This window comes from Microbispora sp. ATCC PTA-5024, assembly GCF_000511135.2.
Taxonomy (GTDB): domain Bacteria; phylum Actinomycetota; class Actinomycetes; order Streptosporangiales; family Streptosporangiaceae; genus Microbispora; species Microbispora corallina.
In genome coordinates, this window is sequence record NZ_KI866523.1 from 694964 (window position 1) to 707073 (window position 12110).

The following is a 12110-nucleotide window of genomic DNA, read 5'->3' on the forward strand; positions in this document are numbered from 1 at the left end:
GGGCGGCGTCGCGTGGTCAGACCGTCAGTTCCGCGCGGCCCTTGCGGCGGCGGGCGGCCAGGATCGCGCGGCCGGCACGGGTGCGCATGCGCAGCCGGAAGCCGTGGGTCTTCGCGCGGCGACGGTTGTTCGGCTGGTAAGTACGCTTGCTCACGGGTGGGCTCCAGGCTTCAAGTACGCCCGCGGCGGTCCCACGGGCGCGGTACATTCCAAGGTCGCGGCTCGTCAGTAGCGCGGGCATGCGAAATAGCCGTCGCGTGAATAGCCGACCGGGTCACGTTACGGGGCCGACCCGGGTCTGGTCAAACCAGAGCCCATGCTCCCAAGCGCGTACGGCGAGCGACCATGGCCCACTAGGCTGTGGACAACGCCTTGAACGCAAGTCGCGCGCACCGCTACTGTCGGCCCTCCGGCTCTTCCCTCCATCAGCGTGGATGTGCCCGGGGAGAGCGCGCGGACTGTGCACATCTTGTGGATCTCATGTGGATCACCTGTGGGTCCCGGCCGGGCCGGAGTTCCCTGAGGCGGGTTGACGGAGAAGCATCGCGGCGGCGGGCGGGGGCCGCGCAATGGGAGGAGGGGCCGAGCCATGGAAGGCGTCGATCTCAACGCTGTATGGGCTCGGGCGCTCGGGACCCTGCTCGACGAGGGCGTCTCGGGACAGCAGCGCGCGTTCCTCCAGATGACGCAGCCCTCCGGCCTGATCAACGACACGATCCTGCTGGCCGCGCCCAACGACTTCGCCAAGGAGGTCCTGGAGGTACGGCTGCGCCCGCTGATCGTGCACGCGCTGTCCCAGGAGCTCGGCCGTCCGGTCCGGATCGCGGTGATGGTGGATCCGAGCGCCGCGTCGGGCCAGGCCGCCGACCAGCAGCGGCCCTCGTCCACGGATTATCCACAGCATCGTCCCCAGGCCCAGGGGTTCGCGTTAGGCGACGAGGGGCCGGTTCAGCATGATTCGGGACCCGTCGGCGGTCCGCAATATCCACAGCATCCCCAGCAGCCGCCGCGGCCCGGTGGATACTCCCCCGAGCCGCCGCCCGCGCCCAAGCCGGAGCCCGCGCAGAACCGCTGGGACGCCCGCGGCGGCCGGACCGGCGGCGAGCCGGCGCGGCTCAACGCGAAGTACACCTTCGAGACCTTCGTCATCGGCGCGAGCAACCGCTTCGCCCACGCCGCGGCCGTCGCGGTGGCCGAGGCGCCCGCCAAGGCGTACAACCCGCTGTTCATCTACGGCGACTCCGGGCTGGGCAAGACCCACCTGCTGCACGCGATCGGCCACTACGCGCAGAGCCTGTACGACGGCGCCCGGGTGCGGTACGTGAGCTCCGAGGAGTTCACCAACGACTTCATCAACTCCATCCGCGACCACAAGGCCGACGGGTTCCGCTCCCGGTACCGCGCGGTCGACATCCTCCTTGTGGACGACATCCAGTTCCTGGAGGGCAAGGAGCAGACGCAGGAGGAGTTCTTCCACACCTTCAACACCCTCCACAACGCCAGCAAGCAGATCGTCATCTCCAGCGACCGCGCGCCGAAGCAGCTGGTCACGCTGGAGGACCGGCTCCGCAACCGGTTCGAGTGGGGTCTGATCACGGACGTCCAGCCGCCCGAGCTGGAGACCCGCATCGCGATCCTGCGCAAGAAGGCGATCCAGGAGGGCCTGGCGGCGCCGCCCGACGTGCTGGAGTACATCGCCAGCCGCATCGCCACCAACATCCGCGAGCTGGAGGGGGCCCTGATCCGGGTCACCGCGTTCGCCAGCCTCAACCGCCAGTCTGTGGACATCCAGCTCGCCGAGATCGTCCTCAAGGACCTGATCAGCGAGGACGCGAGCCCCGAGATCACCATCTCCCTCATCATGTCCACGACCGCGGAGTACTTCGGGGTCTCCCTGGACGACCTGTGCGGGGGCTCCCGCTCGCGGGCCCTGGTGACGGCCCGTCAGATCGCGATGTACCTGGCCCGCGAGCTCACCGACCTGTCGCTGCCGAAGATCGGACAGCAGTTCGGCGGCCGCGACCACACCACGGTCATGCACGCCGAGCGCAAGATCCGGTCCCTCATGGCCGAGCGCCGGTCGATGTACAACCAGGTCAACGAGTTGACGACGCGCATCAAGCAGCGCGCGCGCAACACGTGATACACAGCCTGTGGATATCTCTGTGGATCAGAACCGGATGCCCGTGACGCGGCCATCCGGCTGTCACCACTCAATCAGCTCCCGGAAATAGGCCGCGCCGGCATGGGGACGAACATGGGGAAAGCCTGGGGACGGCTTGGGGAAGACCCGTGGACGACCTGGGGACGCCCTGTGGGATCTCGTCACAGCACCCCCAAACGCCCCTCCTTTCCCGTGGACAACCGGTGGAAACATCGTGGATTACCCGTGGACGAAGGCCCGCTCTCCTGGGGAACGGGTGTGGGGACGGCGGCGAACCCCACAGGCCACAGGGGGCGCATCCACCCCGTCCCCACACCGGCGGTGGATGAAAGTCGCCGCCTGACCTGCGAAGATGCTCGACATCCACATATCCACCGCCCCTAATGAGATGACCTATATCTCTCTCTCCAAAGAACCGAAGAACCATAGAAGGGTTCTCCACGCGCCCAGGTGCGGGAGAGTGAACACTTGACGATGCAGCGACACCCAGGAGGCTGATCCCCGTGATGTTCCGGATCGAGCGCGACGTGCTCGCCGAAGCCGTGGCGTGGACGGCGCGGAGCCTTCCGGCCCGTCCGTCGGTGCCGGTCCTCGCCGGCATGCGGCTCGAGGTGACCGACGACCAGCAGCTGAAGCTGTCGGGCTTCGACTACGAGGTCTCCGCCGAGGTGACCCTCGACCTGCAGACGGGCGACCCGGGTGTGGTGCTCGTCAGCGGCAAGCTCCTCGCCGAGATCACCCGCGCCCTGCCCGCGCAGCCGGTCGAGCTGGTCGTGGACGGCGCCAAGGCCGTCGTCACGTGCGGCAGCGCGCGGTTCACCCTGTTGACGATGCCTGTGGAGGACTACCCCTCCCTGCCGGCCATGCCGCCGGCCGCGGGCCGGGTCGGCAGCGACGTGTTCGCCTCCGCCGTCGGCCAGGTGGCTGTCGCGGCGGGCAAGGACGACACGCTGCCCATGCTCACGGGCGTCCGCATGGAGATCGAGGGCGACACGGTCACGCTGGCCGCCACCGACCGCTACCGCCTGGCCGTGCGGGAGCTGAAGTGGCAGCCCGAGCAGCCCGATTTCCAGGCGATCGCCATGATCCCCGGCCGTACGCTCGCGGACACGGCCAAGGCGCTCGGCGGCACGGGCGCGGAGGTGGAGATCGCGCTCAGCTCGGCCGGCGGCACCGGCGAGGGGATGATCGGGTTCTCCAGCGCGGGCCGGCGGACGACGACGCGGCTCCTCGACCCCGAGTTCCCCAAGTACCGCTCGCTGCTGCCCACCGAGTTCTCCGCGCGGGCCGATCTGTCCACAGGGTCGTTCGTCGAGGCGGTCAAGCGCGTCGCGCTGGTGGCCGAGCGGAACACGCCGGTGCGGCTGGCCTTCCGGGGCGGCGAGGTCGTCCTGGAGGCGGGCAGCGGCGACGAGGCCCAGGCGGTCGAGGCGCTGCCGGTGGAGTTCGACGGCGACGAGATCAACATCGCGTTCAACCACCAGTTCCTCCTGGAGGGGCTGGGGGCGATCGACTCCGACCTGGCACGCCTGCAGTTCACCACGCCGACCAAGCCGGCCATCCTCACCGGCGGCAAGCCTGTGGACGACGGGGTCGCGGAGGACTACCGCTACCTGATCATGCCCATCCGCCTGTCCAGCTGACGGCCCCGGACAGCCCCGGGCGTACCATCTGCCGTTGGCATGGACCCTTTATGTGTGGGTACGCGTGCCTCGTGGTCGAGTGAGATGTTGAGGGGTGGCTCCTATGCAGATCGGGATGATCGGGCTCGGCAAGATGGGCGGGAACATGGCCCAGCGCCTCCGCCGGGGCGGTCACGACGTGGTGGGGTACGACCGCGACCCCGCCATCAGCGACGTCGGGAGCCTGAAGGAGCTCGTCGACCGGCTGGAGGCGCCACGTGCCGTCTGGGTGATGGTCCCGGCCGGGCAGCCGACGCGCGCCACCGTCGACCGGCTCCGCGACCTGCTGTCCGAGGGCGACATCGTGATCGACGGCGGCAACTCGCACTACAAGGACGACCAGCGGCACGCCGCCGACCTCGCCGCCCGGGGCCTCGGCTTCGTCGACGTCGGCGTCAGCGGCGGCGTCTGGGGCATCGAGTACGGCTACGCGCTGATGGTGGGCGGCGAGAACGCCCACGTCCAGCGGCTCATGCCGATCTTCGACACGCTGAAGCCCGAGGGCGAGGACGGCTTCGTCCACGCCGGCGGGGTCGGCGCCGGCCACTTCGCGAAGATGGTCCACAACGGCATCGAGTACGGCATGATGCAGGCCTTCGCCGAGGGCTGGGAGCTGCTGGAGGCCAGCGACGCCGTCACCGACGTCCCCGGGACGTTCAAGAGCTGGCGGCACGGCACGGTCATCCGCTCGTGGCTGCTGGACCTGCTCGTCCGCGCGCTGGAGGAGGACCCGGACCTCGCCGAGCTCAAGGGCTACGCGGAGGACTCGGGCGAGGGCCGGTGGACGGTCCAGGCGGCCGTGGACCACGCGGTCCCGCTGCCGGCCATCACGGCGTCCCTGTACGCCCGCTTCGCGTCCCGCCAGGCCGACTCCCCGGCCATGAAGATGGTCGCGGCCCTGCGCAACCAGTTCGGCGGCCACGCGGTCGCCTCGGTCGAGGGCCAGAAGGCGAAGGGCGCCGACTCCCCGGGCGCGGACGTCACCCCGCCCGCCGAAGCCGAGCGCTGACCCGGTCCCCGTCCCGGTCCCCCGGCGGCGTCCGCCGGGGTTTTCCACAGCCTGTGGACGGCCATGTGCGGGGCGCGGGACGTGCCGTGGGCGGGTCTGCCCGCCTTCGGCACACGGGGGCCGGGCGGCGGGTACTAGCCTTGCGGGCGTGCACGTGGCCAGCCTGTCCCTCACCGACTTCCGGTCCTACCCGGGCGTCGAGATCGAGCTGGAGCCGGGGACGACCGCCTTCGTCGGGCCGAACGGGCAGGGCAAGACCAACCTCGTCGAGGCCCTGGGGTACGTGGCCACGCACTCGAGCCATCGGGTCGCCACCGACGCTCCGCTCGTACGGCACGGCGCGCAGCGCGCGGTCGTCCGCGCCCTCGTGGTCAGGGACGACCGCCGCGCGCTGATCGAGCTGGAGATCAACCCGGGCCGGGCCAACCGGGCCAGGGTCAACCGCTCCCCCGTCTCCCGGCCGCGCGACGCCCTCGGCCTGCTGCGCACCGTGCTGTTCGCCCCCGAGGACCTGGCCCTGGTCAAGGGCGACCCGTCCGAGCGGCGCCGCTTCCTGGACGAGCTGCTGGTGGCCCGCGCCCCCCGGTACGCGGGTGTGCGGGCCGACTACGAGCGCGTGCTCAAGCAGCGCAACGCCCTGCTGCGCACGGCGGCCGCGACGCGGGCCGGGCGCAGGCGCGGTCCCCGCAGGCAGGACGACGAGGTGGCGTTCGCCTCCGCCGGCGCGGGCGACCCGCTGACCACATTGGAGGTCTGGGACGCCCACCTCGTCCGGCATGGCGCGGAGCTGCTCGCGGGGCGGCTCGAGCTGGTCGAGGCGCTGCGCCCGCTGGCCGCCAAGGCGTACGCCACCCTGGCCCCTTCGTCCGGACTGGCCGACCTGGAGTACCGCGGCTCGAACGAGAGCACGTTGTCCACAGATATCCCCAACCTGGGGACAAACCGGGAAGCCCTTGCCGAACGCCTCAAGGCGACCCTCGCCGAGGTCCGGCAGGCGGAGCTGGAGCGGGGCGTCACGCTGGTCGGCCCGCACCGCGACGACCTGCTGCTGCGGCTGGGCGAGCTGCCGGCGCGCGGCTACGCCAGCCACGGCGAGTCGTGGTCGTTCGCCCTGGCCCTGCGGCTCGCGGCCTACGACCTGCTCCGTTCGGACGGCGGCGACCCCGTGCTCATCCTCGACGACGTGTTCGCGGAGCTCGACAGCCAGCGCCGCAGGCGGCTCACCGAGATCGTCGCCCCGGCCGAGCAGGTGCTCATCACCGCCGCCGTGCCGGACGACGTCCCGCCGGAGCTGTCCGGCGCCCGGTTCGACGTGCGAGAAGGGAGTGTGACCCGTGTCCGCTGAATCCACAGGCGGTGGACAGTCCCCGGACGGCGCGACGGCCCGCGGCGCGGCCATGGCCCGCGAGAAGCTGGCCCAGGCGAAGGCCGACGCGGTCCGGCGCGGCCAGCTCCCCCGGTCCGAGCCGCGCCGCCGGTCCGGCTCCGGCGCTCCCCGCAGGGACTCGGGCGACCCGTTGCCGTTCGGGAAGGCGATCCGCGACCTGCTCGCCGACCGGGGCTGGGAGCAGCCGGTCGCGGTGGGCGGGGTGTTCGGCCGCTGGCACGACATCGTGGGCCCCGACCTCGCCGCGCACACCGTCCCCGAGAGCTTCGAGGACGGCGAGGTGATGGTGGCCGCCGACTCCACGGCCTGGGCGACGCAGGTGCGGCTGCTGGCGTCGACGCTGGTCAAGCGGCTGAACGAGGAGCTGGGCCCGGGTACGGTCACACGGGTGAAGGTGCGCGGTCCGAACGCCGGTCCCCGTCAGGGAGGCGGCCTGCGGGTCCGCGGCAGCCAGGGACCCGGGGACACCTACGGGTGACGGGCGCAGCCGTACGGAACGGAGGGGTCGTGCGAGCCGAACCGGCCCAAAATCGCGCCTGACGCGACGACCCCCGCCCCGCGTGGGGGAGACTCAAAACCATGATCGTCGCGTGACAGGGCATCACAGCCCCCGTGAATGCCACCTGAGGTCCGCCGGAACGGTAGAATGAATGCGGACTCAAGGACACGTCCGGTTTGCGTCACCCCGGCCTCGCGGGCCGATTTCCCCCGGGTGATCGCATCGGGGCACTCACGACGGTGACGGGCATGGCAGGGGCAGCTAATCCACGGTGTCCCCCGCCGCGTGTCCGCGGCAGGAGGATTTCGCACTTGTCCTACGACGCTAGCTCAATCACCGTTCTCGAAGGCCTGGAAGCGGTCCGCAAGCGCCCCGGCATGTACATCGGCTCCACCGGTGAGCGCGGCCTGCACCACCTGGTCCAGGAGATCGTGGACAACGCGGTCGACGAGGCGCTGGCCGGCTACAACGACCTGATCGAGGTCACCCTGCTCGCCGACGGCGGCGTGCGCGTGATGGACCACGGACGCGGCATCCCCGTGGGCATCGTCGCCGCCGAGGGCAGGCCCGCCGTCGAGGTCGTCTTCACCGTGCTGCACGCCGGTGGCAAGTTCGACAGCAAGTCGTACGCCGTCTCCGGCGGTCTGCACGGCGTGGGCGCCTCGGTCGTCAACGCGCTGTCGACGCGCCTGGAGGTCGAGGTCCGCACCGACGGCCACGTCTGGCGGCAGAAGTACGTCCTGGCCAAGCCGACGGGGCCGCTGGAGAAGGGCGAGCCGACCGACGACCACGGCACGACGATCAGCTTCTGGCCCGACCCGGACATCTTCGAGACGACCACCTGGAACTTCGAGACGCTGTCGCGCCGCTTCCAGGAGATGGCCTTCCTCAACAAGGGCCTCACCATCAAGATCACCGACGAGCGGCCCGACCACGTCATCGAGGGCGAGCCCAAGGTGGTGACGTACCACTACGAGGGCGGCCTGTCCGACTTCGTCAAGCACCTGAACTCCAAGAAGGAGGCCATCCACAGCTCGGTCGTCGACTTCGAGGAGCACGGCGACGGCATCTCGGTCGAGATCGCGATGCAGTGGAACGCCTCCTACTCCGAGTCGGTCTACACGTTCGCCAACACGATCAACACGGCCGAGGGCGGCACCCACGAGGAGGGCTTCCGCGCGGCGCTGACGACGATCGTCAACCGCTACGCGCGCGAGCAGAAGTTCCTCAAGGAGGGCAAGGACGACAACCTCACCGGCGACGACGTCCGCGAGGGCCTCGCGGCGATCATCTCGGTGAAGCTGTCCGACCCGCAGTTCGAGGGCCAGACCAAGACCAAGCTGGGCAACACCGAGGCGAAGTCGTTCGTCCAGAAGGCGTGCAACGACCACCTGCGCGACTGGTTCGAGCGCAACCCGGGCGAGGCCAAGGAGATCATCAACAAGTCGCTCCAGGCCTCCCGCGCCCGGATCGCGGCCCGCCAGGCGCGCGACCTCACCCGGCGCAAGTCGCTGCTGGAGAGCGGCAGCGGCCTGCCGGGCAAGCTAGCCGACTGCCAGTGGTCCGAGCCTGAGAAGTGCGAGCTGTTCATCGTCGAGGGCGACTCGGCCGGCGGCTCCGCCAAGGGCGGCCGCGACCCGAAGTTCCAGGCGATCCTGCCCATCCGCGGCAAGATCCTGAACGTCGAGAAGGCGCGGATCGACAAGGTCCTCAAGAACAACGAGGTCCAGGCGCTGATCACGGCTCTCGGCACCGGCGTGCACGACGAGTTCGACATCCAGAAGCTGCGTTACCACAAGCTGATCCTGATGGCCGACGCCGACGTCGACGGGCAGCACATCACGACGCTGCTGCTGACGCTGCTGTTCCGCTTCATGCGGCCGCTGATCGAGGCCGGCCACGTCTACCTCTCCCAGCCCCCGCTGTACAAGATCAAGTGGGACCGCAAGGGCGAGGACGCCTCCTACGCGTACTCCGATCGGGAGCGCGACGCGATCATCGAGGACGGCGTCGGCCGCGGCCGGCGCGACCCCCGCCTCCACGACGGCGTGCAGCGCTTCAAGGGTCTCGGCGAGATGAACCCCTCGCAGCTGTGGGAGACCACGATGAACCCCGAAACCCGGGTGCTCCGGCAGGTCACCCTCGACGACGCCGCCCAGGCCGACGATCTGTTCAGCGTGCTGATGGGCGAGGACGTCGAGGCGCGCAGGAATTTCATCATCACCAACGCCCGCGACGTCCGATTCCTCGACGTCTGAGCAGGGATAGGCAAAAGGACTCTTCGTGACGGAAGTAAACACTCCGCCCGGACCACCACCGGCCGAGCGCGTCGAACCGGTCGACATCCAGTCCGAGATGCAGCGCAGCTACATGGACTACGCGATGTCCGTCATCGTGTCCCGCGCGCTGCCGGACGTCCGCGACGGGCTCAAGCCGGTGCACCGCCGCGTGCTGTACGCCATGTTCGACGGCGGCTACCGTCCCGACCGCGGATACTTCAAGTGCTCGCGCATCGTCGGCGACGTCATGGGCTCCTACCACCCCCACGGCGACGCCTCGATCTACGACACGGTCGTACGGCTCGCGCAGCCCTGGTCGCTGCGCTACCCGCTGGTCGACGGGCAGGGCAACTTCGGCTCGCCGGGCAACGACCCGCCGGCCGCGATGCGGTACACCGAGAGCCGCCTGGCGCAGATCGCCATGGAGATGCTCCGGGACATCGACAAGGAGACCGTCGACTTCCAGCCCAACTACGACGGGCGCTCTCAGGAGCCGGTGGTCCTGCCGTCCCGCTTCCCGAACCTGCTGGTCAACGGCTCGGCGGGCATCGCGGTGGGCATGGCGACCAACATCCCGCCGCACAACCTGCGGGAGGTCGGCGAGGCCGTACGGTGGGCCCTGGAGAACCTCGAGGCGAGCGACGAGGAGATGCTCGAGGGGCTGATGGCCCGGGTCAAGGGCCCGGACTTCCCCACGGGCGCGCTGATCGTCGGCCGCCGCGGCATCGAGGACGCCTACAGGACCGGCCGCGGCTCGATCATCATGCGGGCCGTCGTCGAGGTCGAGGAGGACCCCAAGGGGCGGCAGTGCCTGGTCGTCACGGCCCTGCCGTACCAGGTCAACCCGGACAACCTGGCCCTCACGATCGCCGAGCTCGTCCGCGAGGGCAAGGTGACCGGCATCGCGGACGTCCGTGACGAGACGTCCTCGCGCACCGGCCAGCGGCTCGTGATCGTGCTCAAGCGCGACGCCGTCGCCAAGGTCGTGCTGAACAACCTGTACAAGCACACCCAGCTGCAGACCACCTTCGGCGCCAACATGATCGCCCTGGTGGACGGGGTGCCGCGGACGCTGCGGCTCGATCAGTTCGTCCGCTACTACATCGAGCACCAGATCGAGGTCGTCGTCAGGCGGACCCGATTCCTGCTGCGCAAGGCCGAGGAGCGCGCCCACATCCTGCGCGCCCTGCTGAAGGCCCTCGACCGGCTCGACGACGTGATCAACCTGATCCGTCGGTCGGCGTCCGCGGCCGAGGCCCAGGGCGGCCTCATGACGCTGCTGGAGATCGACCAGGTCCAGGCGCAGGCCATCCTCGACATGCAGCTGCGCAAGCTGGCCGCCCTGGAGCGTCAGCAGATCCAGGACGAGTACGACGGCCTGATGACGCAGATCGCCGACTACCAGGACATCCTGGCCTCCCCGCCCCGGCAGCGGCGCATCGTCTCCGACGAGCTCGGCGAGATCATCTCCAGGTTCGGCGACGACCGGGTGACGGAGATCACGGCCTACGAGGGCGACATGTCCATGGAGGACCTGATCGCCGAGGAGGACGTCGTCGTCACGATCACCCGTGGCGGCTACGCCAAGCGGACGAGCACCGACCTCTACCGGGCGCAGAAGCGCGGCGGCAAGGGGGTCCGGGGCGCGCAGCTGCGCCAGGACGACATCGTCGAGCACTTCTTCGTCACCACGACCCACCACTACCTGCTGGCCTTCACCAACAAGGGCCGGGTCTACCGCTTCAAGGCGTACGAGCTGCCGGACGCCGGCCGCGACGCCCGCGGGCAGCACCTGGCCAACCTGCTGGCCATGCAGCCCGACGAGCACGTGATGGAGATCCTGGACCTGCGGGACTACTCCGTCGCGCCGTACCTGGTGCTGGCCACCCGCAGCGGCCTGGTGAAGAAGACACGGCTGGGCGAGTACGATTCGCCGCGGTCCGGTGGCCTCATCGCGATCAATCTGCGCGAAGATGACGAGGTGATCGCCGCACGTCTCGTCTCCGAGGGCGATGATCTGCTGCTCGTGTCCAAGAACGCACAGTCGATCCGCTTCACCGCCTCCGACGAGGCGCTGCGCCCGATGGGCCGTGCCACCAGCGGCGTCATCGGGATGCGGTTCCTCGACGGCGACGAACTCCTGGCGATGAACGTGATCCGCGACGGGGAGGACGTGTTAATCGCCACGGAGGGCGGGTACGCGAAGCGCACTCCCGCCGAGCAGTACCCGGTGCAGGGCCGGGGTGGCAAGGGAGTGCTGACGGCGAAGATCGTCAGCGCACGTGGGAAGCTGGTGGGAGCCGTCATGGTGCGTCCCGAGGACGAGGTCTTCGCGATCACCTCTGCCGGCGGCGTGATCCGGACGAGCGCCGGCGAGATCAAACAGTCGGGACGCCAGACCATGGGCGTGCGCTTGATGAACCTCGCCGACGGTGACAGCGTTGTTGCCCTCGCTCGCAACGCGGAGGCGTTGGAGACCGAGGAGAACGGGGCAGGAGACGAGGCATGAGCGACACCGGCAGGCCGCGGACGTCCGGCGCGCCCAAGAAGAAACCGTCCGGGGCCGCCCGCCCGGCGTCGTCGTCATCCATGAGGGACGGCGTTACCGCCCGGGTGCAGGATGACGGTAGCGTCCCCAAGGTGGCTTCCGAGGAGAACGACACGGCCGCAGACACGGCGAAGCCGGAGGAGACCGTCCGTATCCGGACGTCCGCCGGCGACCAGCCGTGGAAGCAGCAGCCGGCCAAGGACGGGGACAAGCCGGGCGACGCCAAGCCGGTGACCGGCGCCGAGCCGACGGCGCCGTTCAGCAAGCCGGCCGCCGCCCGGAGCACCACGACGTCGTCGACGACGTCCACCACCTCCGCGCCGGCCTCCTCGCCGCCCGCGGCGGGCACGCGTCCGGCGCCGGGGTCCTCGTCGTCCCCGGCCGCCCGGCCGTCGTCGTCCTCGTCGTCCTCGTCGTCCTCGTCGTCCTCGTCCTCGGCCGTCCGGCCGGGGGCGGGCACGTCGCCCTCGGCCGCGCGTCCGGCGACGGGCTCCGCGCCCGCGCGGCCGTCGTCCGCGGCCTCGCCGGTCGCCCCCGCGTCC

General features: G+C 70.2%; 8 protein-coding genes and 1 pseudogene. 8 read left to right on the forward strand and 1 reads right to left on the reverse strand.

Translation table 11 applies throughout. From position 1 onward, the window contains the following. Positions 1 to 16: 16 nt before the first annotated feature. Entirely contained in the window at positions 17 to 154 is a 138-nt protein-coding gene (gene rpmH, locus MPTA5024_RS15710; protein ID WP_015772801.1) for a 50S ribosomal protein L34, read from the reverse strand. Between the two features lie 435 nt (positions 155 to 589). Between rpmH and dnaA the strand changes: the two genes are divergently transcribed. From dnaA to MPTA5024_RS42195, 8 genes and pseudogenes are all read left to right on the forward strand, one after another. Beyond that, entirely contained in the window at positions 590 to 2143 is a 1554-nt protein-coding gene (dnaA, locus tag MPTA5024_RS15715; protein WP_051458225.1) for a chromosomal replication initiator protein DnaA, read from the forward strand. A gap of 524 nt (positions 2144 to 2667) precedes the next feature. Next, positions 2668 to 3807 (forward strand): DNA polymerase III subunit beta, encoded by a 1140-nt coding sequence (gene dnaN / locus MPTA5024_RS15720; RefSeq protein ID WP_036324760.1) that lies wholly within the window; start codon positions 2668 to 2670, stop codon positions 3805 to 3807. Between the two features lie 103 nt (positions 3808 to 3910). Beyond that, positions 3911 to 4855 carry a phosphogluconate dehydrogenase (NAD(+)-dependent, decarboxylating) gene (gene gnd, locus MPTA5024_RS15725; protein WP_036324761.1) on the forward strand — a complete coding sequence of 315 codons (945 nt, stop codon included), beginning with the start codon at positions 3911 to 3913 and terminating at the stop codon, positions 4853 to 4855. Between the two features lie 148 nt (positions 4856 to 5003). Continuing rightward, positions 5004 to 6200, forward strand: a complete 1197-nt coding sequence (gene recF, locus MPTA5024_RS15730; RefSeq protein ID WP_036324762.1) for a DNA replication/repair protein RecF — start codon at positions 5004 to 5006, stop codon at positions 6198 to 6200. Further along, entirely contained in the window at positions 6190 to 6720 is a 531-nt protein-coding gene (locus MPTA5024_RS15735) for a DUF721 domain-containing protein (RefSeq protein WP_232326483.1), read from the forward strand. The genes recF and MPTA5024_RS15735 overlap by 11 nt, the downstream gene beginning before the upstream one ends. Positions 6721 to 7052: 332 nt before the next feature. Further along, entirely contained in the window at positions 7053 to 8999 is a 1947-nt protein-coding gene (gene gyrB, locus MPTA5024_RS15740; protein WP_232326484.1) for a DNA topoisomerase (ATP-hydrolyzing) subunit B, read from the forward strand. Positions 9000 to 9024: 25 nt separating this feature from the next. Continuing rightward, a complete protein-coding gene (gyrA, locus tag MPTA5024_RS15745; RefSeq protein ID WP_036324765.1) occupies positions 9025 to 11529 on the forward strand; it encodes a DNA gyrase subunit A in 2505 nt (834 codons plus the stop codon). 131 nt (positions 11530 to 11660) lie between these two features. Further along, positions 11661 to 12110, forward strand: a pseudogene (locus MPTA5024_RS42195) (hypothetical protein); the annotation flags it as partial.